Annotated in this window: 18 protein-coding genes; 6 read left to right on the forward strand and 12 right to left on the reverse strand. The window is 69.5% G+C overall.

The window, feature by feature from the left end; all coding sequences use genetic code 11:
• Window positions 1-41: 41 nt before the first annotated feature.
• From ACIOKD_RS03280 to ACIOKD_RS03300, 5 genes are all read left to right on the forward strand, one after another.
• Window positions 42-302, forward strand: coding sequence for a hypothetical protein (locus ACIOKD_RS03280; RefSeq protein ID WP_402077434.1), 261 nt, complete (start codon window positions 42-44; stop codon window positions 300-302).
• A gap of 86 nt (window positions 303-388) precedes the next feature.
• A complete protein-coding gene (locus tag ACIOKD_RS03285; RefSeq protein WP_402077436.1) occupies window positions 389-634 on the forward strand; it encodes a hypothetical protein in 246 nt (81 codons plus the stop codon).
• A 299-nt stretch (window positions 635-933) separates the two neighbouring features.
• Complete coding sequence (locus ACIOKD_RS03290) at window positions 934-1,884, forward strand: sucrase ferredoxin (protein WP_402077438.1); 951 nt, start codon at window positions 934-936, stop codon at window positions 1,882-1,884.
• A 143-nt stretch (window positions 1,885-2,027) separates the two neighbouring features.
• A complete protein-coding gene (locus tag ACIOKD_RS03295) occupies window positions 2,028-3,713 on the forward strand; it encodes an ATP-binding protein (RefSeq protein WP_402077441.1) in 1,686 nt (561 codons plus the stop codon).
• On the forward strand, window positions 3,710-4,390 hold the full coding sequence (locus ACIOKD_RS03300; RefSeq protein WP_402077443.1) for a response regulator: 681 nt from the start codon (window positions 3,710-3,712) through the stop codon (window positions 4,388-4,390). The genes ACIOKD_RS03295 and ACIOKD_RS03300 overlap by 4 nt, the downstream gene beginning before the upstream one ends.
• 21 nt (window positions 4,391-4,411) lie before the next feature.
• Here the strand turns inward: ACIOKD_RS03300 and ACIOKD_RS03305 are convergent, their stop codons facing one another.
• The 6 genes from ACIOKD_RS03305 to ACIOKD_RS03330 form a co-directional block, all read right to left on the reverse strand.
• Complete coding sequence (locus ACIOKD_RS03305) at window positions 4,412-6,004, reverse strand: cation acetate symporter (RefSeq protein WP_402077445.1); 1,593 nt, start codon at window positions 6,002-6,004, stop codon at window positions 4,412-4,414.
• A complete protein-coding gene (locus ACIOKD_RS03310; RefSeq protein WP_402077448.1) occupies window positions 6,001-6,489 on the reverse strand; it encodes a DUF485 domain-containing protein in 489 nt (162 codons plus the stop codon). Before ACIOKD_RS03310 ends, ACIOKD_RS03305 begins: the two co-directional genes overlap by 4 nt.
• Window positions 6,490-6,593: 104 nt before the next feature.
• Window positions 6,594-7,274 carry a response regulator gene (locus tag ACIOKD_RS03315; protein ID WP_402077451.1) on the reverse strand — a complete coding sequence of 227 codons (681 nt, stop codon included), beginning with the start codon at window positions 7,272-7,274 and terminating at the stop codon, window positions 6,594-6,596.
• Complete coding sequence (locus tag ACIOKD_RS03320; protein WP_402077453.1) at window positions 7,271-8,422, reverse strand: sensor histidine kinase; 1,152 nt, start codon at window positions 8,420-8,422, stop codon at window positions 7,271-7,273. Before ACIOKD_RS03320 ends, ACIOKD_RS03315 begins: the two co-directional genes overlap by 4 nt.
• Window positions 8,419-8,943 carry a DUF1453 domain-containing protein gene (locus ACIOKD_RS03325; RefSeq protein WP_402077455.1) on the reverse strand — a complete coding sequence of 175 codons (525 nt, stop codon included), beginning with the start codon at window positions 8,941-8,943 and terminating at the stop codon, window positions 8,419-8,421. The genes ACIOKD_RS03320 and ACIOKD_RS03325 overlap by 4 nt, the downstream gene beginning before the upstream one ends.
• A gap of 257 nt (window positions 8,944-9,200) precedes the next feature.
• A complete protein-coding gene (locus ACIOKD_RS03330; RefSeq protein ID WP_402077457.1) occupies window positions 9,201-11,324 on the reverse strand; it encodes a type IIA DNA topoisomerase subunit B in 2,124 nt (707 codons plus the stop codon).
• Between the two features lie 441 nt (window positions 11,325-11,765).
• On the opposite strand from ACIOKD_RS03330, the gene ACIOKD_RS03335 reads away from it, so the two are divergent.
• Complete coding sequence (locus ACIOKD_RS03335; RefSeq protein ID WP_107021495.1) at window positions 11,766-11,996, forward strand: hypothetical protein; 231 nt, start codon at window positions 11,766-11,768, stop codon at window positions 11,994-11,996.
• A gap of 132 nt (window positions 11,997-12,128) precedes the next feature.
• On the opposite strand, the gene ACIOKD_RS03340 is transcribed toward ACIOKD_RS03335, so the two are convergent.
• The 6 genes from ACIOKD_RS03340 to ACIOKD_RS03365 all read right to left on the reverse strand — a co-directional run bounded on the left by ACIOKD_RS03340 (window position 12,129) and on the right by ACIOKD_RS03365 (window position 21,081).
• On the reverse strand, window positions 12,129-12,944 hold the full coding sequence (locus tag ACIOKD_RS03340) for a S1 family serine peptidase (protein ID WP_402077460.1): 816 nt from the start codon (window positions 12,942-12,944) through the stop codon (window positions 12,129-12,131).
• A gap of 135 nt (window positions 12,945-13,079) precedes the next feature.
• On the reverse strand, window positions 13,080-14,618 hold the full coding sequence (locus ACIOKD_RS03345) for an RNA polymerase sigma factor (protein WP_402077463.1): 1,539 nt from the start codon (window positions 14,616-14,618) through the stop codon (window positions 13,080-13,082).
• A gap of 406 nt (window positions 14,619-15,024) precedes the next feature.
• Window positions 15,025-15,912 carry a FadR/GntR family transcriptional regulator gene (locus tag ACIOKD_RS03350; RefSeq protein ID WP_402077466.1) on the reverse strand — a complete coding sequence of 296 codons (888 nt, stop codon included), beginning with the start codon at window positions 15,910-15,912 and terminating at the stop codon, window positions 15,025-15,027.
• Between the two features lie 162 nt (window positions 15,913-16,074).
• Window positions 16,075-17,982, reverse strand: a complete 1,908-nt coding sequence (locus tag ACIOKD_RS03355; RefSeq protein ID WP_402077468.1) for an ATP-binding cassette domain-containing protein — start codon at window positions 17,980-17,982, stop codon at window positions 16,075-16,077.
• 127 nt (window positions 17,983-18,109) lie between these two features.
• Window positions 18,110-18,868 (reverse strand): NUDIX domain-containing protein, encoded by a 759-nt coding sequence (locus tag ACIOKD_RS03360; RefSeq protein ID WP_402077471.1) that lies wholly within the window; start codon window positions 18,866-18,868, stop codon window positions 18,110-18,112.
• Window positions 18,869-18,993: 125 nt separating this feature from the next.
• On the reverse strand, window positions 18,994-21,081 hold the full coding sequence (locus tag ACIOKD_RS03365) for a glycogen debranching N-terminal domain-containing protein (RefSeq protein ID WP_402077474.1): 2,088 nt from the start codon (window positions 21,079-21,081) through the stop codon (window positions 18,994-18,996).
• Window positions 21,082-21,227 lie beyond the last annotated feature (146 nt).

Raw genomic sequence — 21,227 nt, forward strand, 5'->3', positions numbered from 1 at the left:
TGCTGTCGTCCCATCCACCCGACTGCTTGGAGCGGGTTACATTGAAGATCATCCGTCGCATAGGCTCTTCACCCCGCGAACGCGGCAGCATGTCCGGCCAGACCTGCCCGGACATCTTCGAACTCAGTGACGGCAGTTTCGCCGTGATCGGCACCGACGCCACTGAGGACCTAGACGCCGAGCTCCCCGCCGACGCCGTTCGCGCCGACCACGAGCGCATCGTGGTCGTCAGCCGCGAGACATTGATCCGCGCCAAGGCCGACATCCCCGACGAGCAGGACCTGTTCGTATCCAAGCCATGAACTCTCCCGTCCATGGTCAATTCAGCGTGACCTCCGTGTGCACGTTCCGGTTGCGCATGATCCACGCTTTGGTGTAACTACCCTCTGTGACCTCACCAGACATCATTCGACGCATTGGCGCATCTCCCCAGCAACGCGGAAGCCTGGACGGCGGCACCTGTCCAGATATTTTCGAGCTGAGTGACGGCTCTTTCGCCGTCATCGGCGCCGACAGAACTGAGGCTCTTGACGGCAAACTACCGGCCGACGCGGGGCGGTCGAGCGACGAGCGAATCGTGGTCATCACTCGGGAAACCCTCATTCGCGCCAAGTTCGACATCCCGGATGCCTGACCGGAGGAAACTCCGTACGAAACGAACACCGTAGGCGTGCACTCCGACCACCTACGGCGTTAATGGCACAAAACACGGCAAGACACGGAGAGCCCTCATAGAGCGGGCCTGGCTGCACCGTCAGCCAGGCCCTTTCCGTTTCCGAACGCCAACCACGGAACAGCCCGGGTTGGAGCCGCGAGTCCGCCACGCACCCATCGAAGTTCAGCCCGGTTCCGTCATCGGCGCCCCGGGTTACGCACCCGCCCCCGGCACGTCCCGGAGGCCGCATCGAGCCAAGTCAGGTTAGGCTCACCTCTGTGAGTACGTGCGCGAAGGTCTCACAAGGCCTGGAGGAACCCCTCACGGGGACCGCCGCCACGGCGCGGACGTGGCTGCTGGTCGAACAGCCCGGCCCCTGGGGCGCCGAAGCGCTGACATCAAGTCACCTGGATCCCGTACTGGGCCGCGCCCTGGAGCAGGCCACCGAGGACACCGGTGTACGCATTGCCCTGATCCGCCGCCCCGGACGCCACGCGGACTGTCACAAGGTCGCCGAGCGCCAGGTGTACGCGGCCCACACCACTCCGGGGAACGTATGGCTGCACAGCGCCACCACATCAGACCCCGAACAGCTGCTCGAACTTGATTTCACCGCGCTCGGCAGAGGCCTGTCCGGCGCCTTCGACACCGCGCTCGACGGCCGCCCCCACGCCGGTGACCCACTCGCCCTCGTGTGCACCAACGGCAAGCGCGACCGCTGCTGCGCCCTGCTCGGCCGACCCCTCGCCGCCGAACTCGCCGCCTCCGGGGTGGCGGGAGCATGGGAGGTCACACACCTGGGAGGCCACCGCTTCTCACCCACCCTCCTCGTCCTGCCGTTCGGTTACGCGTACGGGCGCGCCGAGGCCCATGCCGTGAAGGAAGTCCTCCAGGGCGTACGCGAAGGGCGTGTCGTCACCGAGGGGTGCCGCGGCAGCTCCGCCTGGGAACGCCCCGGCCAGGCCGCCGAGCTGGCGGTGCGCACGGCGGTGCGCGAGGACGCGGCGGGCGCGCTGAGCGTGGTCCGTACCGAGGGCGAGGCACCCCTCTGGGAGGTGACCATCGCCCACACCGACGGCCGCCACTGGCTCGTCGCGGTCAGCCAGGGTGCCTCGTCGCCGCCCCGTGCGGAGAGCTGCGGCTCCGCGCTCGGTTCCCCGGCCCGCATGGACGTGACGGCGGTGCGTGAGCTGTCACATACCGCCGCCACAAGCCCCGCGACCCGTTGACACGTTGACCCGTTGACCTGCTGACCCACCGGCCCGCTGCCCACCGCCGTGCTGCCCGGCTGGCCCGCTGGCCACGGCATCAGAACGAGATCCACGCCACTTCGCGTACGGGCCGGTCCGCCGTTCCCCGTACCGTCATGGGTATGAGCCCCACTCCCCCTGCTCGACGACTCCGCCTCGGCATGCCGAGGCGGATGTTCTCGCAGGTGCTGCTGATGCAGGTGGCGATCGCCGCCGGAGTCGCCGTACTCGCGACGGGTCTGTTCCTCGCCCCTCTCAGTGACCAGCTGGACGACCAGGCGATGCGTCGCGCGCTCGCCATCGCACAGACCACGGCGGCGCGGCCACAGCTCGCCGACGAGCTGACGTCGACGCGCCCCTCGACGGACGGACCCGTCCAGGCCGAGGCGGAGCGGATCCGCAAGGCGAGCGGGGCCGAGTATGTCGTGGTCATGGACATGCACGGCGTGCGCTGGTCACACACCCATCCCGCCGAGATCGGGGGACGCGTCTCCACCGACCCGCAGCAGGCGCTGGCCGGCCGGGAGGTCATGCAGATCGACGACGGCACACTGGGCCGCTCGGCACGCGGCAAGGTGCCGCTGCGCGACGCCGACGGTGACATCGTCGGCGCGGTCTCGGTCGGCATCGAGTACGACAGTGTGCGGGCCCGCCTGATCCATGCCATCCCGGGGCTCTTCGCCTATGCGGGCGGGGCGATGGCCGTGGGCGCGCTGGCCGCCTACCTGATCTCACGGCGGGTACAGCGGCAGACCCGTGACCTGGCCTTCTCGGACATCGCCGGACTCCTGGCGGAACGTGAGGCCATGCTGCACGGCATCAGGGAGGGTGTCGTCGCGCTGGACCGCGAGGGCAGGATCCGGCTCCTCAACGACGAGGCCCGGCGACTGCTCGGCCTGGGCGACGAAGCCGTGGGGCAGCCCCTCGGCACGGCGCTCGGCGAGGGACGTACGGCCGATGTGCTGGCCGGGACAGTCAGCGGAACCGACCTGCTCACCGTCCGAGGACAGCGGGTCCTGGTGGCCAACCGCATGCCCACCGACGACGGCGGCGCCGTCGCCACACTGCGGGACCGCACGGAGCTGGAGCAGCTGGGCCGCGAGCTCGACTCCACCCGCGGCCTGATCGACGCCCTGCGCGCCCAGGACCACGAGCACGCCAACCGGATGCACACACTGCTCGGTCTGCTGGAGCTGGAGATGTTCGACGACGCCGTGGAGTTCGTCGGCGAGGTGGTCGGCGACCACAGGGCCACCGCGGAACAGATCACCGAGAGGATCCACGATCCGCTGCTCGCCGCCCTCCTGGTGGGCAAGGCCACCGTCGCGGCGGAGCGCGCCGTGGCCCTGACGGTCTCCGACAGGACGCTGTTCCCCGACCAACTGGTCGACGCCCGGGGACTGGTCACGATCGTCGGGAACCTCGTCGACAACGCGCTCGACGCCGTCGCGGGCACCCTCCACGCGCGCGTGGAGGTCGAACTGCGCGCCGAAGGGCGTACAGCGGTGCTCAGGGTGCGGGACACCGGGCCGGGGGTTCCCGCCGGGCAACATGAGTTGATCTTCACGGACGGCTGGTCAACCAAGGAACCGCCGGCCCACCGGGGGCGCGGGATCGGCCTGCCGCTGGTACGCCGGCTCGCCGAACGGCAGGGTGGCAGCGCGCAGGTCGCCCAGGCGGAGGGCGGAGGAGCGGAATTCACCGTCGTGCTGCCGGAAGCCCTCGCGGAACCCGCGCTCACCCCCCAGCCGGAACCCGGCCCCGCACGGGAGAGATCCGCCACGACCACCAAGGAGGAGCCGCGATGATCGAGGTACTGGTCGTGGACGACGATGTCCGGGTCGCTCGGGTTAACGCCGCCTACGTGGAGAAGGTCGCGGGTTTCCATGTCGCGGCCGAGGCGCACTCAGCGGCGGAGGCCCTGCGGCAGATGGAGGCGCTGCCCCAGCTGGATCTGGTGCTGCTCGACCACTACCTGCCCGACGACACGGGTCTCGCGGTCGTCCAGGAGATGCGGCGGCGGGGCCTCCAGTCCGACGTGATCATGGTGACCGCGGCCCGTGACATCACCACGGTCCAGGCCGCGATGCGGCATGGCGCTCTGCAGTACCTGGTGAAACCGTTCGCCTTCGCCGGGCTCCGCGCGAAACTTGAGGCGTACGCCGAACTGCGTCGCACCCTCGACGGCGGCGGCGAGGCCGAACAGGCCGAGGTCGACCGGATCTTCGGCGCCCTCTCGACGGGCACGGAACCGGACCTGCCCAAAGGGCACTCCCCCACCACCGCGGAGGCGGTGCGCCAAGCCCTGGTGAACGCGGAAAGCCCCCTGTCCGCCCAGGAGATCGCCGAGCGGACCGGTCTCAGCCGACAGACCGCCCAGCGCTATCTGAAGCTTCTTGAGCGCACCGGCCGCGCCACCCTGAGCCTGAAGTACGGCGACGCGGGCCGCCCCGAACACCGCTATGTCTGGGCGACCCGCCCCTGACGGAGAACCCCCGCGGGCCCCTCAGACCGCCCCCGCCCCCGTGAGCGCCCGCACCTCCGTCTCCGCGTGTCTGGCCTCGTCCGGCGCCTCCGTCGAAGTGACCGTGCCGAGCCAGCCCGCGAGGAAGCCCATCGGAATGGACACCAGGCCCGGATTGTCCAGCGGGAAGCACTGGAGGTCGACGCCCGGGAACAGCGAACCCGGCCTGCCCGACACCACGGGCGACAGCACCACGAGCACCAAGGCCGGCACCAGGCCCCCGTACACGGACCACACCGCGCCGCGCGTCGTGAAGTTCCGCCAGAACAGCGAGTACAGCAGGACGGGCAGGTTCGCCGACGCGGCGACCGCGAAGGCCAGTCCCACCAGGAACGCCACATTGAGGTCGCGCGCGAGCAGGCCGAGCCCGATGGCCACGACGCCGACCCCGACCGCGGCGACCCGCGCCACGGCCACCTCACCACGCGGCTTGGCACGCCGGCGCCGCAGCGACGCATAGAGGTCGTGCGCCACGGAAGCCGAGGAGGCGAGCGTGATGCCGGCGACCACCGCCAGGATCGTGGCGAAGGCGATCGCGGCGACGATCGCAAAAAGAACCGTTCCTCCAGTGGATGAGGCCCCGCCGCCCAGATCGAGCGCAAGCAGCGGAACCGCCGTGTTCCCGGCCGCGTTCGACCCGCGTACGGCATCGGGGCCGACGATCGCCGCCGCTCCGAACCCCAGCACGATCGTCATCAGGTAGAAGCCGCCGATCAGCCCGATCGACCAGACGACCGAGCGACGGGCCGCACGGGCGGTCGGCACGGTGTAGAAGCGGGACAGGATGTGCGGCAGGCCCGCCGTGCCGAGCACCAGAGCCAGTCCCAGGCTGATGAAGTCGAGGCGCGCCGTCCAGTCCCCGCCGTACTTCAGGCCCGGTGCCAGAAACGACTTCCCGTGTCCGCTCCGCTCCGCCGCCGTACGCAGCAACTGGTCGAAGTCCCCGTGGAACCGCACCAGGACGAGCACGGTCAACGCGATCGCCCCGCCCATGAGGAGGACCGCCTTGACGATCTGGATCCATGTGGTGGCTCGCATCCCGCCGAACGACACGTACACGACCATGAGCGCGCCGACGCCGATGACCGTCCAGGTCTGTGCCGCCTCGCTCGTGCCTCCCAGCAGCAGCGCGACCAGGCTGCCCGCCCCGACCATCTGGGCGACCAGGTACAGAACCGACACGGTCACCGAGGATGTTCCCGCCGCGATCCGCACCGGCCGCTCGCTCATACGGGCGGCGACGACATCGGCGAGCGTGAACCGCCCGCAGTTGCGCACCAGTTCGGCGACCAGGAAGAGGACGACCAGCCACGCGACGAGGAACCCCACCGAGTACAGCAGCCCGTCGTAACCGAAGAGCGCGATCAGCCCCGAGATACCGAGGAAGGAGGCGGCGGACATGTAGTCGCCCGCGATGGCAAAACCATTCTCCATCGGCGAGAAGAGCCGGCCGCCCGCATAGAACTCCTCCGCCGAACCATGCCGGTGACGGCTCACCCAGGTCGTGATGCCGAGTGTGATCGCGACGAACACGCTGAAGAGCAGCAGGGCCAGCGTCTGATGGTTCCCCGTCACCTCTCACCACCCGCGACGCTGCGCGTCAGCTCCTGTGTGTCCCAGCGCAGATCGAGCGCGGCCCGGTCCCTGCGCAGCCGCGCGTGCCGCGCGTACGCCCAGGTGAAGAGGAACGTCGTGAGGAACTGTCCGAGCCCCGCGACCATCGCCACGTTCACCGCGCCGACGACGGGCCGCGCCATGAAGGCCGGCGCCGTGGTCGCCGTCACGACATACGCCACGTACCAGGTGAAGAACACCGCGACGGCCGGAATCACGAACCGCCGATACCGGCTGCGCACCTCCTGGAAGGCGGCACTGTGCTGCACCTCCAGATAGACATCGGCGGCCCGCGCGCTCAGGTCCTCCCGCTCCCCGCGCGCGGGTGGCACAGCGGGAGCGGGCGCACCCGTACCGTCCAACTCGCCCCACCCGGAGGCGAGCGCGTCGTACCAGGGGTCGTCGATCCGGACCTGTCCGGGGTCGGGACCGTCGTGCTTCTCCACCGAACTCTCCTTGTCCGCCGCCCGATTCGGCCGCGTGCCCAAGGATGGACAGAACGGGAAGATCCCTGACTCTTCTCTCCGCGCACTTCACCCCATCAGGTGACTCACCCCCCTGGTGGCCGCACAAGTCCTTTCCCGAAGGCGTAACGGACGGCCTGAGCACGGCCCTTGAGTCCCGTCTTGGCGAAGAGGTTGTTGATGTGGGTCTTCACCGTGGCCGTGGACACTTGCAGCTTGCGGGCGATCTCCTGGTTGCTCAGGCCCTCGGCGATCAGCACGAGCACCTCCGTCTCCCGCAGGGTCAGCCCGTCCGGAGCCTCCTGCGCGGGCGCGGCGACCTCCGGTTCCGACAGTCGCTCCAGCAAACGCCGCTGGATGCCCGGCGAGAGTCCCGCGTCCCCGGACAGTACGCTCCGCACGGCTCGGACGATCTCGTCGCCGTCCGCGTCCTTGGTGAGATAGCCGCGAGCGCCCGCTCTCAGAGCGGGAAACAGCGACTCGTCGTCCGCGAACGTGGTGAGCACGACAACCTGCGTCCGCGGGTGTTCGGACCTGATGCGTCTGGTCGCCTCGGCTCCGTCGCAGCGGGGCATACGCAAATCCATCAGCACCACGTCCGGGTCGAGCTCGGCCACCAGCTGTACCGCTTCTTCCCCGTCGGCGGCCGCGCCGACGACCTCGATCCCCGGCAGCAGGCCGAGCAGCATCACGATGCCCTCGCGCACCACGGTCTGATCGTCCGCCACCACGACACGGGCCGGTGCCGCACCGCGCTCCTCCGTCATACGGGCACCTTCAGCGTCACCACGAACCCCTCCTCGTCCGGCCCGGCCTCCAGCGAGCCGCCCAGCAGCTCGGCCCGCTCCCGCATTCCGACCAGACCGTATCCGGCGCCGGAGTGCGTGAACTCTCCCGGCGGCGCGCCCGAATCCCGTACGCGCAGCGTCACTTCGTGCCGGCCGTACTCCATCCGTATGCGGACCTTGGCGCCCGGCGCGTGCTTCCGGACGTTGGTCAGTGCCTCCTGGGCGACTCTGCGAACCGCTTGGGACGCCTCGGCCGGCAGCAGCCGCCTTTCACCCGTGACGGTGACGGCGGCGCTGTCGGACTCGGCGACGAGCTCGCTCAGGAACTCCTCCAGCGGGGACAGCTCACCGCGCAGCGCGGAAAGCGCCTGCCTGGTCTCGGCGAGCCCTTCACGGGCCATTCTTCGCGCGGCCACGACACGGTCGAGGACCTGGTCCTTCGCACCTCCTCCCTCTATCAGCAGTCGGGCCGCCTCCAGGTGCACGAGCTGGGCCGAGAGACTGTGCGCCAGTACGTCATGGATCTCCCGCGCGATCCGGGCCCGCTCCGCCAGTGCCGCGGACTCCGCCTCCGCCGCCCGCGCCGCACGCTCCTGGGTGAGCAGCCGCTGGGTGCCACCCCGGGCCTCGGCGTCCAGCCGGAGCACGTAGCCGGCCAGGGCGATTCCTCCGGTCGTGGCCACGGTGGACAGCGGGCCGTCGTGATTGACGGCGGCGTACGCTCCCAGCGCCGCGCAGGTGGCGGGGAGGGCGGTCATCAAGGGCAAACGCTCCATCGCGATGACGCCGCACACGCACCACAGGACGAGGGCGGGCGCCCGGAACCCCGCACCATATGCCACCACGGCGACGGCGAAGAGCAGGGCCAACAGTCCAACAGAGGGCAGGAGCCGGTGGTCGAGCGTGGTCCTGGTGAAACCCCAGGCCCCGAATCCGCATGCGAGGACACCCAGGACGGCTGCCGCGATGCCCCAGCCGTGCAGGTCGCTGTCCTTGAAGGTCGCCACCAGAAGAATGACTACGGCGAGAACGCGCGAGGCCAGCGTGAACGCGCGCCGGGCCCTGTGCACCCCCTCTCCGGACAGCGCTTCACGGGAGGGCCAGCGCTGCCAGACGTTCTCCGTCACACGCGCTCCTTCCACAAGGGGCGCGCCACGTCTTCACCGTGTGCCGCGCTCTGCCCGGTCGCCGACCGCAGTTCCTGCGCCCGCCGTGCCAGGATCCCGGAGCGGACGAGCAGCGTCAGAGCGAGCCCGAGGAGGAGGGCCGAGGTGTCCTGGTGGAGGCCGAACGCGGCGCCGAGGCCGACCAGACCCGCCCGCAGGGCTGTGCCGGTGATCCAGACGCAGACGCCGGCCTTGCTGCCCCTGCTCCACACCGCTCCGTCCGGCGTCGCCCAGAGGCGCGTGGTCCATGCCCAGCCGAGACCGGTGACCAGGGCGATGAGGAGTTCGGCACCCAGGAGGAGAACCGATGCCGTCCGATGGCCGGGATCCAGCAGACCGGGCTCGCGCACGGCGAGAAGGATGAGTATCCCGGGCGCGACCCACCAGCGCCTGTCCGCGTCCAGCCGCCGAGGGCGGAACTGGCGGGCGACCACCAGGACGACTACGGCGAGGATCGCCAGGACATCGACAAGCCCGGACATGACGGCCTCCGTGAGCGATTAGAGGAAGGTGCCTGCAGCGAGTGCTGTCGACGCCTTCGACGCTACGGAAACGCGTCGGACTGCGGATCGGAGCCGGGGTGGATCGTGGGTGGATTTTGGCGACCGCTTGTCTCCACCCCCGGGTGGAGCATGTCTCCTGCGTACTTCCCCGCGCCCGCACACAGCTATGCGGTTCGAGGGGGCCGACCGGAATTCCGGCCGGCCCCCTCGAACCGCATACGTGTCGGTGGGACCACCTACGCGTCGATGCGGGAGCGGTCCAGCGTCGCCGCCGAGCTGGAGATGAACTCCTTGCGCGGAGCGACGTCGTTGCCCATCAACAGGTCGAACACCTGCTCGGAGGCTTCGAGGTCGGTGATGTTGATCCGGCGCAGTGTGCGGTGACGCGGGTCCATGGTCGTCTCGGCCAGCTGGTCGGCGTCCATCTCGCCGAGACCCTTGTAACGCTGGATCGAGTCCTTGTACCGCACGTTCTTCCGCTGGAGTTCGAGCAGGGTCTCCCGAAGCTCACGGTCCGAGTACGTGTAGATGTACTTGTCCTGGCCCTTCTTGGGCTGGCTCAGCTCGATGCGATGCAGCGGCGGCACTGCCGCGAAGACCCGGCCGGCCTCGACCATGGGCCGCATGTAGCGCTGGAAGAGGGTCAGGAGCAGACAGCGGATGTGCGCGCCGTCGACATCGGCGTCGACGAGCAGGATGATCTTCCCGTAACGGGCGGCGTCGAGATCGAAGGTGCGCCCCGAACCCGCTCCTATGACCTGGATGATCGCGCCGCACTCGACGTTCTTCAGCATGTCGGACACGGACGACTTCTGAACGTTGAGGATCTTTCCGCGGATCGGCAGGAGTGCCTGGAACTCGGAGTTCCGGGCGAGCTTGGCGGTGCCGAGTGCCGAGTCGCCCTCGACGATGAACAGCTCGCTGCGCTCCACGTCGTCGCTGCGGCAGTCGGCGAGCTTGGCGGGCAGTGAGGAGGACTCCAGGGCCGTCTTCCGCCGCTGAGCGTCCTTGTGCTGGCGGGCCGCGATCCGCGTACGGGCGGCGGCAACCGCTTTCTCCAGGACGACACGGGCCTGTGCTGCCGCGTCCCGCTTCGTGGATGTCAGGAACGCCTTGAGTTCCTTGGAGACCACGTTCGTCACGATGCGACGAGCCGCGGAGGTGCCGAGCACCTCCTTCGTCTGCCCCTCGAACTGGGGCTCCGCGAGACGCACGGTGACAACGGCGGTGAGGCCCTCCAGTGCGTCGTCCTTGACGACGTCGTCCTCGGCGACGCGCAAGAGCTTCTTGGTGCGCAGCACTTCGTTGACCGTCTTGGCGACCGCTTGTTCGAAGCCCGTGACGTGGGTGCCGCCCTTGGGCGTGGCGATGATGTTCACGTACGACCTGAGGGTCGTGTCGTAGCCCGTGCCCCAGCGCATCGCGACGTCGACACCCAGTTCACGGGTGACTTCGGTCGGAGTCATCTGCCCGTGGTCGTCGAGGACCGGGACCGTCTCCTTGAAGCTGCCGTGACCGGAGAAGCGGAGCACGTCGCAGACGGGCTTGTCCGAGGCCAGGTACTCGCAGAACTCGCTGATGCCGCCGTCGAAGCGGAAGGACTCCTCGCCCTTGCTGCCGCCCTCACCGAGCCCGAACTCGTCACGGACGACCAGGGTCAGGCCGGGCACCAGGAAGGCGGTCTGCCGGGCACGCTGGTGCAAGTGTTCCAGGGAGAGCTTGGCGTCCTTGAGGAAGATCTGGCGGTCCGCCCAGTACCGCACGCGCGTGCCTGTGCGGGTCTTGGGGACCCTCTTGAGCTTGCGCAGCCCGGAGGACGCGTCGAACGTGGCATCGGCGCCGTCACCCCTGAAGGCACCGGGTGTGCCCCGCCGGAAGCTCACCGCGTGGGTGTTGCCCCCGCGGTCCACCTCGACGTCCAGGCGGGCCGAGAGCGCGTTCACCACGGAGGCACCCACGCCGTGCAGACCGCCGGAGGCCGCGTACGAGCCGCCGCCGAACTTGCCCCCGGCATGCAGCTTGGTCATGACGACTTCGATGCCCGAAAGTCCGGTTTTGGGCTCGACATCGACCGGGATGCCCCGGCCGTTGTCCCGCACCTCGACGGAGCCGTCGTCATGCAGGGTCACGTCGATGTGGTCGCAGTAGCCTCCGAGGGCTTCGTCCACGGAGTTGTCGATGATCTCCCAGAGGCAGTGCATCAGACCGCGGCTGTCGGTCGAGCCGATGTACATGCCCGGGCGCTTCCGCACGGCCTCTAGACCTTCGAGGACGAGCAGGTGCCGCGCGGTGTAGTTGGAACCGTCCCGGTCTGCTCCGGTCAGCAGGGCTGTGGACGGCACGGACGTCTCGGCGGTCACGCGGTTCGCTCCTCGCTGAATTTCAGTTGGGGCCCTTTTGGGTAAGGGTCCGGCTTCGGTCACCGGTCTGAGGGTACCGAGGCCTGGTAGAGCCGTTGTAACGCCACCCTCGCCCCAAACGCAGACTAGTCCAGAGTCGTATGCCTGTTCGATCCCTCGTTGGAGTGAAGTACATATCACGTTCCCTTCCAGGCATGAACCATTTAGGCTCCGGGCACGTCCTCAAGAACAACCGGCAAGCCAGCCGGTGGGGACTGAACCTGACAGAGCGCGAACCCGTAAGACACGAAGACACGCAATACGGCTCATTCGCCGCCAACCGGCAGCAGACAGCCGACTCGGAAAGATTTTTTTCGAGGAAGAGCCACGAGCGGGAACGTTTTCGGCCTGGTTGGATGTTGACCCTGGTACGACAGCTCGTCGAGCTAGAGAAGAGGCGACGTGACTACTGTTCTGACCCCCGCGAGCCCACTGACGGCCGCTGACCGCTGCGACCGTTGCGGCGCCCAGGCATATCTGCGCGTCGTCCTCCTCAACGGTGGTGAACTGCTCTTCTGCGCCCACCACGGGCGCAAGTTCGAGCCGGAACTCAAGAAGATCGCCGCTGAGATACAGGACGAGACGGAGCGGCTGACGGCCGCCCCGGCAAGCGCCAATGACGAAGAGCACTGACACTTCGCGCAGACGACGAGCCATCTCCGGCACAGGCCGGTGACCGGGCGGCCGCCCCTGACCCCAGGGACGGCCGCCCGCGCTCGTTGCTGCGGAAGGTGCGTCCTGCCCACCGAGGCCGTCAAGCAGCTCTCAGCGGCCCGCTGCGAGCGCTGTGACGGCCCCTGAGGCCCGCGTATAGACCCCGGGGCTACCGACCCGCCCACAGCCGCTCCCCCACGACACAAGGCCGATCAGCCGCCCGCGGGCGACCAGGGGTCCGCCGCTGTCCCCATGACAGGCGTCCCGGCCACCACCCGCCTCTCCCGCGCACAGCATGGAGTCAACGAGGTACGTTCCGTCAGCACTGCCCGGATAGGCCTCCTCGCAGACGGCGTCGGGCAGCACTCGGACAGGCGAGGCCCGCAGGGAGCTCGCGTAGTCCCCGTCCCCCGTCGTGTCGCCCCAGCCGTACACCACAGCGCCCGTACCGGGCCGGTACGCGGCGTCTTCGGCGCCCGCCACGCTAATGACCGAACCGGCGGCGAGCGGCTCCGAGAGGGTGAGTACGGCGAAGTCCCCGGCATTCGTGTAGCTGTCGTGCCGCGGATTGATCCAGATGTCGCGCACGGCGATCTCCTTGCCCCCGTCCGCCCGCAGATCTCCGCGACCTGCGACGATCCTCAGATCTCGGACCTGCCGAGGGGGAGCGCCCAGTACGTCCTCGCCCAGACAGTGTGCGGCCGTCAGCACCGTGTCCCGCGCGATCACCACTCCCCCGCAGAACTGTCCCGCGCGTGTTGTCCCGAACCGGTCACGGCTGGACAGGGCCACCATCCAGGGGGTCTCGGCGATTTCCGCCGGGTAGCCGCCGATGACGACGTCGGCCGTCGCGGGGGCCGGGGATGCCAGCGGTATCACGGCCGCCGTGGCCACGAGGGCCAGTGCACGGGCGAAAGTACGATGCATGCGCGCTCCTCACTCCGGGGTTGTCACGAGACACCCAGAGTGATCCAGCCGACGGCGCTCCGCACTCCGCACAGACCGAGGGCCCGGCTCCCATGACGGGAAACCGGGCCCTCGACGGCGTACTACGGCCGAGGCCTAGTCCAGGTAGTCACGCAGGACCTGCGAGCGTGACGGGTGACGCAGTTTCGACATCGTCTTGGACTCGATCTGGCGGATGCGCTCGCGCGTCACGCCGTACACCTTGCCGATCTCGTCGAGGGTCTTCGGCTGACCGTCGGTGAGACCGAAGCGCATCGAGACGACGCCCGCCTCGCGCTCGGACAGGGTGTCCAGGACGGAGTGCAACTGCTCCTGGAGGAGTGTGAAGCTGACCGCGTCGGCCGGGACGACCGCCTCGGAGTCCTCGATGAGGTCACCGAACTCGCTGTCGCCGTCCTCACCCAGGGGGGTGTGGAGGGAGATCGGCTCACGACCGTACTTCTGGACCTCGATGACCTTCTCGGGGGTCATGTCGAGTTCCTTGGCCAGCTCCTCCGGAGTGGGCTCGCGGCCCAGGTCCTGAAGCATCTGGCGCTGCACGCGTGCGAGCTTGTTGATGACCTCGACCATGTGCACCGGGATACGGATGGTGCGGGCCTGGTCGGCCATGGCGCGGGTGATCGCCTGACGGATCCACCACGTGGCGTAGGTCGAGAACTTGTAGCCCTTGGTGTAGTCGAACTTCTCCACCGCGCGGATCAGACCGAGGTTGCCCTCCTGGATGAGGTCCAGGAAGAGCATGCCGCGGCCGGTGTAACGCTTGGCCAGGGAGACCACCAGACGGAGGTTGGCCTCCAGGAGGTGGTTCTTGGCGCGCCGGCCGTCCTCGGCGATGATCTCCAACTCGCGCTTGAGCTTCGGCGCGAGCTTGTCGGCGTTCGCCAGCTTGTCCTCGGCGAACAGACCGGCCTCGATGCGCTTGGCGAGTTCGACCTCCTGCTCGGCGTTGAGCAGCGGGACCTTGCCGATCTGCTTGAGGTAGTCCTTGACCGGGTCGGCGGTGGCACCGGCCGCGGCGACCTGCTGCGCGGGCGCGTCGTCCTCGTCCTCGTCGGACAGCACGAAGCCCTGCGCGCCGTCCTCGGTGGTCCCTTCGCCGGCCTTGGCCGTGCCCGGGGTCTCCTCGGCGTCGTCGTCGTCGACCTGCTCGGCGTCGTCCTTCTTGCCGGCGGTCTTCTTGGCCACTGCCTTCTTGGCGACGGTCTTCTTCGCGACTGCCTTCTTGGCGGTCGTCTTCTTGGCCGCGGCCTTCTTGGCGGTCGCGTCCTCGGCGGGATCGTCGACCTCGGGCATCGCCGGCGTGGCGGTGGCGGTGGCCTTCTTGACCGTCGCCGTCTTCGCCGCGACGGTCTTGGTGGCGGTGCGCTTGGCGGGACTCTTCGCTGCGACGCTCTTCCGGGTGCGCTTTGGCTCCGCGGCACTGACCATCAGCGTCACACCCTCTTCCTCGAGGATCTGGTTGAGGCTGCGCAGTACGTTCTTCCACTGAGTGGCCGGAATCTGGTCAGCTTCGAAGGCCCGACGCACGTCATCGCCGGCGATCTGCCCCTCAGCCTTTCCCCGCTCAATGAGCGCCATGACAGAGACGGACTCGGCGATCTCCGGCGGGAGCGTACGGGATGTGCTGGCCGACACGAACAACCTCTCGGAACGTTGGAAAACGGCTTCCGGCCCCGTCCACTGCGGAGAGGAGCCGACGACCGCCGACTTTGGAATGGGCCGACGGCGCGGGCGGGAGCCGGGAAGAGTCACAGCGCCTCAAGCGGCGCCCATATTCCCTACTCGGCTGTCACCTCTTAGGTCATCGCGCTGTCCCGAAGAGTGTTACGCCCAATCTGCGTGGCCCGAGTCACACCCCGTAAGCACCTAAAAGCGGCCAGATACGGTCAGAGGTGGTCAGCGGACGATTCCAGCATCCATCGCACCGCCGGGCCCCACCGGATCCTCCAGGAATCCGGTGGGGCCCGGCGGCAGACGGTTCGCCGGCCGAACAGTGCCACGCGGGGCGAACGCCCCCGACCGCGCCACCCGCGGTACGCGATCAGTGCTCGCGCGGCGCGGGCACGACGCGCTCCACCTCGGGGTGGACTGTGAGCAGCTGCCGCATGGCCGCCTCGGCGCCCGAGGCGTCGCCCGCCGCGAGAGCGTCGGCGATACGGGCATGGTGCGAGAGAGATGCCTCGTTCGGCCGGTCGCAGCCCGCGATCGGGCCGCCGGACACCTGGAGCGCGGCCGACACGATCCCGGAGAGGTGCTCCAGCATGCGGTTTCCCGCGACCTGGATGAGCAGCGAGTGGAACTCCGCGTCGGCCCGCGAGAAGGTGAGCGCGTCACCCTGCCCCATCGCGTGACCCATGATCTCGACCATGTCGGTGAGCCGCTGCTGCACCTCGGGCCTACCGTGTCCGGCGGCGAGGCGGGCGGCCAACGGTTCGATCGTCCAGCGCAGCTCGCTCAGCTCACGACGCTGGTCGTCACGCTGCGGACCGAAGGCGCGCCACTCGATGATGTCCGGGTCCAGGAGGTTCCAGTCACTGACCGGACGTACACGTGTGCCGACATTGGGGCGGGCGCTGACCAGACCCTTCGCCTCAAGGACACGCAGGGACTCACGGACGACGGTGCGGGAGACCTCGAATCGCTGGCCGATCTCCTCGGGGACGAGCGGGCGGTCGGCGCCCAGGTCACCGGAGACGATCATCTGTCCCAGCTGCTGAACCAGTTGGCCATGCAGGCCGCGGCCGCGACTTCCGGCGGCACGTCGGCCCATGCGGCCCAGGTCCGGGTCCGTGGCATCCCACACAGAGCTGCTGACGCGGTCTACGCCGGGGCCCTCCGCATAGGGGTAGCGGTCGAGTTCGCCCGGACCGGTGAGGCCGGAGTCTGCGGAACGGGCGGCGGTCATCATGGCGTGCGCAAGGGTAGTCACGGATCATTTGTCGGCGTCGTCTCCAACTCCCTTGAGGTCTTTGGTGAAAAGCACACGAAAGGGTGATCGCTCACCCCGTCGCAATTGACGCCTTATCGGAAAGAAATGGGCGTTCTGCGCGGAGTTGCGCACATGAGGGGAACACACGTGCACAGGCGGTCGTCATCGGACCCGGCTCCGCAGGGTCGTGAGCAGATATGCGCAGAGCAGAGCTGTGAGTGACAACATCAGTGCGCTGGCGACGGGTTGAGCGATCATCCCTGCCGCAGCGACCAGATACTGCTCGCCCCCGAACGGCCACCGCACCAGTACGAGCTCACGCAGCCGGGTCGAGACCCCGGCAGCCGTGCGGACCGACGGCCCCTCCAAAACCTTCTGCACGATCGGTACGACCAGGATCGGCACGGCGAGGACCGCCGCGAGGCCGGCGGTCGTGGACCGGAAGATCCCTGCCGCCAGAACCCCCGCCCAGGCGCAGCCGATCACGAGGCCGATCCAACTGGCACCCAAGGGGATCCAGTCCGGCGGAACTCCGGTCAGCTCCCGTCCGTAGACGAGGTAGAGCAGTTCGGCGTTCAGACCCACCACGCCGAGGGCGAGCGTCAGCGCAGTGGCCGCGGCGACGACGAGTTTGGCGGCCAGCAGCCCCAGGCGACGGGGGACGGTGCCGCGGTCCGCGGCCAGGGCGGGGTGACGGAACTCGTCACCGCTGGCGAAGGCACCGAGCAGCCCCGCACCGAGCGCCGCGGGCGGCAGGGGAAAGTCCCGCGGCCACGCGGCGAGCAGCCGCGACTGCGGCGTGTGTCCCGCTCTGGCCAGGAGTACGGCGATGAGGGCGGAGACGACGAGCACGCCGGCCGCAGTAAGCCAGCCCGTGCCGACCCCCGCCGCGCGGCGCAGCTCGTAGCGCAGCGGCCACAGAGGGCCGACGCCTTGGCGGACGGTGATGGGCGGCGGCAGGGGCGACAGCTCGCGCACGCCTTGCACCCCCGCACTCCGCACCGACGCCACGACCGCACCCCCGACTCCGACCTCGGCTTCAGCGCCAGTCTCAGTCTCAGTCTCAGTCTCAGTCTCAGTCTCAGTCTCAGTCTCAGTCTCAGTCTCAGTCTCAGTCTCGCGAAGACTCTTCTCCGGTTCCGGTTCCGGTTCCAGTTCCAGTTGAGGTTCCGTTTGCGGTTGCGGCGCTGGCGTCGCCCCCATGTCTCCAATCTCGTCGGCGAGTTGGTGTACGAGGATGCCGTGGCGGTAGGCGGACTCGCCGATGTCGGCACAGGTGCTGCCGTACACGGAGAGGCGATTGCCGTCCTCCCGCACGACCTCCACGGAGCACCGGGCAGCGCGGGCCTCTTTGATCAGCAGAGCACCGAGCCGAGCGGCGTGCGGGCTTCGGACGGCGACTCGGGGCCGGAGCCGGGTGCGAGCGAAATCGGCGACCTCCTGGTCGGCGACGAGCCGGCCCTTCTCCAGCGTGACGACCCGGTCCGCCGTCCGCGCGGCCTCCCTGGGGTCGTCCGTGGCGAACAGCACGGTGCCGCCCGCACCGGCATGGGCCCGCAGCACCCCGTGCAGCCAGCGGCTTTCGCGAGCGGAGAGTCCGTCTGTGGCACCGTCGAGCACGAGGGTGTGCGGATCGGACAGCAGAGCGCAGGCGAGACCCAGGCGGCGGTCCATACCTCGCGAGAGAGTTCCCAGACGTTCGTCGCGCAGGCTGACCAGACCCACCACCTCCAGGACGTCGTCCGCGCGGCGTGCGGGTACGCCCGCCGCGGCACACAGCATGCGGAGTTGGCCTCGCACTGTGCGTGCCGGGTGGCCGGGAACCTCGCCGAGCAGAACTCCCACCTCGCGCGAGGGGTGGGCGATGCGGTGCAGCGGGCGGCCTCTGAAGTAGGTGATACCGCGGCCCTGTTGCAGTTCGAGCATGAGCCTGAGGGCGGTCGTCTTGCCTGCGCCCGGGGCTCCGAGGAGCGCCGTGACACGGCCGCCGGGCGCCTCGAAGGAGACGTCGTCGACAGCGGGTGGCAACTCCTTGCAGGCGTTACTGGTCAGTCCGATGGCCTGGATCACCCAAAGCAAGATAGCGCGATATATACCGTTTTCCGGTCACCTTGGGCGTGCGAGGGAGCAGTCTCCGTACCGGTCCGGCCGCTTGGCCGGGTTGTCGGCGTCGTGGCCGATCGCTCTCGGCTCGGCGTCAGACTTCGGGGCGGAGCATCGGCGGATTGAGCAGGGTGGCGCCACCCGCCCGGAAGAGCTGGGCGGGGCGCCCGCCCTGCCGGGTCGTCGTCCCACCCGTAGGAACGAGGAAACCCGGCGTACCGGTCACCTTGCGGTGGAAGTTGCGCGGATCGAGCGCCACCCCCCACACCGCCTCGTACACCCTGCGCAGCTCGCCGACCGTGAACTCGGGCGGACAGAAAGCCGTGGCCAGCGACGAGTACTCGATCTTGGAACGGGCACGCTCCACGCCGTCCGACAGGATCTGGGCGTGATCGAAGGCGAGCGGCGCGGCCTGTTCCCCGTCACGTCCGTAACCACCTTGCTGAAGCAGGTCCTCGACAGGAGCCCAACGCGCGCTGTTGGCGTCTCCGCCGGCTCTGGGCGCGGGCAGGTCGGGCGCGAGGGCGAGATGGGCGACGCTGACGACCCTCATGCGCGGGTCACGCTTGGGGTCGCCATAGGTCGCGAGCTGCTCCAGGTGAGCCCCGTTCGCCTGCGCGGGAGCATCCGGGGCATGCGCGCACAGCCCGGTCTCTTCCATCAGCTCCCGCGCCGCGGCCTGCGACAGGTCCTCGTTGGGCCGCACGAAACCGCCGGGCAGCGCCCACCGCCCCTGGAAGGGCGGCTCGCCCCTGCGGATCGCCAGCGCGCACAGGGCGTGACGACGCACGGTCAGCACGACCAGGTCGACGGTGACGGCGAACGGCGCGAAAGCTGACGGGTCGTAGGGCATGCCGCGATCATAGTCGTCTGCCTGACGATAAACACTCCTTTCACCGGTCGCTCACATGGCTGATCCGACGCTCTCGGACAGGACACCGCGCCCCCCGTGAGACCAGGTCGGCGGGGGACTGACCCTCACGCCCCCAACTGAAGTCCGTCGGCCGCCTCCTCGACCATGGCCAGACCGAGCCTGCTGACGCGTACGGAGAAGGGGGCGCCCGCGACCCGCAGGCCGGTCAGCCCGATCTCTCCCAGAGGAGCACCGCGTACCGGACGCAGCGTCACCGTGCGAGCCGGGGCGTCGGGACGGATCCCGGTGAGCGTGGCGAGCAGGAGGACGCCGGCGGCGGCGGCTGTGGCCGCCGGTCTGCAGGCCGTTGGATGCGGAACCGGGGAACCGCCTTCCGTACGCTGCTCCCCCGCGTACATCTCCGGCAGCCGGTGACCGAAGGTCTCGGCCGCCGCCAGCACGCCCAGCAGCAGTGAACCTGCCTCCTTCTCGTGACCCGCGGCGGCCAGTCCCGCCACGGCGAGAGCCGTCTCGTGGACGCGCACGGCCCCGCTCCGATGCCCGAACGGGTTGTAGCCCGTCTCCTTCACACCGAGGCTGCGCAGCCCCCAGCCCGAGTCCATGGCGGGCCCGCCGAACAGGCGCGCGAGCTGTTCCGTCTGCACCATGTCGAGCAGACCCGGCGCCGGTGTGCCGGCGCCGAGCAGTCCGGTGTCGAGCAGGTGGGCACCGCCGGAGCCGAGGTGCGGTACGAGCCGTCCACCCGGCAGACGGGCAGCGGCCGGTCTGCCGCCACCTCTGTCCTCGATCCAAAAATCCTCCCGGAACGCTGTCCTCATCTTCTCCGCCCACTGCCGCAGCTCGACGCCGCCTCCTCTGTCGTACGCGTCGAGGATGTCGGCGCCCAGCAGAGCGGCCCGGTGAGCGTGCGCCTGCGTCTCACAGCGCCACGGCCCGCCCGGGTGCGGGTCCCCCAGATACGTACCGTCACCGACGGCGGACCGCAGCCACTGGAGGCAACGTTCGGCCGCGGGCAGCAACTCCTCCGTCTCCGGCTCGGACAGCCCCCAGCGGCGGGCCTCCGCGAGCACCACGGGAAACAGCAGCGTCGCTTCCTGCCCCGTGCAGCTCGGTGGCAGTCGGGCGCCGACTTGCCGGCGCGGGCCAGGAATCAGACCGGATCGAGGTCCAGCGCCCACGAGTTGGGTGCGGGCGAGGGTCCGCAGGGTCCCCGCGGCGAGGCGCGTGCCCAGCGGCAGAGTCATGCGTGCTGCCGCGAGGGCCTCGGCCGGTGCCAATCCGCAGCGCCAGGGTGCCCCGCCCGCCAGATGCGTGTCGGACGGCTGCGCGGGATCACGCAGGAGGAGAGCCTGCAGATCCTCGATGCTCGTGCGCAGGAGCGTCGCGACCCTGGGATCGTCACTTGCGGCCCGTGCCGGAGCAAGTGGACTGGCCCCGCGTACGACGGCCCGGATGGCCCCTCCCCCTGCCCCTGCCCGACGTACCTTCAGCTCCACGCTCCGGGTGCCGCCGGGAGGCAGTTCGAACTCCCAGCGCAGCAGCCCGGCCGAGGCCAGCGCGTCGGAAGGCGGCGGGTCGGCCGTGACAACGGAGTGCCCGGTGGCACACGACCACCGCATGCCCGAGTCGTGGACACTGGCCGGCAGATCGGGGCCGGCCCTCCCCGCCGCGACCGCACCCAATTCGGCCAGGTCCGTGCCGAGTGCCACCTCGACGGGGAGGCGCAGAGGCCGGCCGGCCGCACTGCGCAGGGTGATCCGCTCCGTGCCGTCCGCGTATCGCATGCGTTCGACCAGGACGTCCGGGTCGGGTCCACCGTCGGCGGAGAGGCTCAGGACCGCCACGAATCGCGCCTGGTCGGGCGCGACCATCCAGGCTTGGACGGCGAGCGGCTCCCGGCCCGCCACCCGCAGCCGGCATCGGGAGAGCACGCGCCGACCTGATCGATAGAAGCCCTCCAGTCCATGGCCCGTCAGCTGTCCCTGTTGCGTGGAGATCGCCAGTCCTGGCAGGGCGACACAGATCAGTGCGGCGTGGGCGGGTGGCGGAGTCACCGTGCCGCGCTGCACGACCGGCGCTGGCTGCGGGGCCGGGACAGCGCCGCGGCCTATGGAGGGCTGTGCGGACCTGCCGAAGGGCGAGGGGTCGCTGTTCGGAACGGAAGGCATGGAGGACGGGGTGGGCGAAGGCATGGGGCGGCTTCTTCTGTGCTCCGTGCGCTGAGTGGGTGCTCGGCGGTGTACGAGGGCTCGGCGATGTGCGAGGGCTCCGACAGGGCGGGGCCGATGCGATGGCACGGCACGCCTGAGGGCTGCGCCACTCAGATGAACGGGGCCGG

Source organism: Streptomyces sp. NPDC087844 (assembly GCF_044742785.1).
Taxonomy (GTDB): Bacteria; Actinomycetota; Actinomycetes; order Streptomycetales; family Streptomycetaceae; genus Streptomyces.

Bases quoted from the DNA above. Each gene is read 5' to 3' on its own strand.
- ACIOKD_RS03295 (WP_402077441.1), top strand. From the start codon at position 2,028: ATGAGCCCCACTCCCCCTGCTCGACGACTCCGCCTCGGCATGCCGAGG.
- ACIOKD_RS03300 (WP_402077443.1), top strand. From the start codon at position 3,710: ATGATCGAGGTACTGGTCGTGGACGACGATGTCCGGGTCGCTCGGGTT.
- ACIOKD_RS03315 (WP_402077451.1), bottom strand. From the start codon at position 7,274: ATGACGGAGGAGCGCGGTGCGGCACCGGCCCGTGTCGTGGTGGCGGAC.
- ACIOKD_RS03325 (WP_402077455.1), bottom strand. From the start codon at position 8,943: ATGTCCGGGCTTGTCGATGTCCTGGCGATCCTCGCCGTAGTCGTCCTG.
- ACIOKD_RS03340 (WP_402077460.1), bottom strand. From the start codon at position 12,944: ATGCATCGTACTTTCGCCCGTGCACTGGCCCTCGTGGCCACGGCGGCC.
- ACIOKD_RS03360 (WP_402077471.1), bottom strand. From the start codon at position 18,868: ATGCCCTACGACCCGTCAGCTTTCGCGCCGTTCGCCGTCACCGTCGAC.
- ACIOKD_RS03365 (WP_402077474.1), bottom strand. From the start codon at position 21,081: ATGCCTTCGCCCACCCCGTCCTCCATGCCTTCCGTTCCGAACAGCGAC.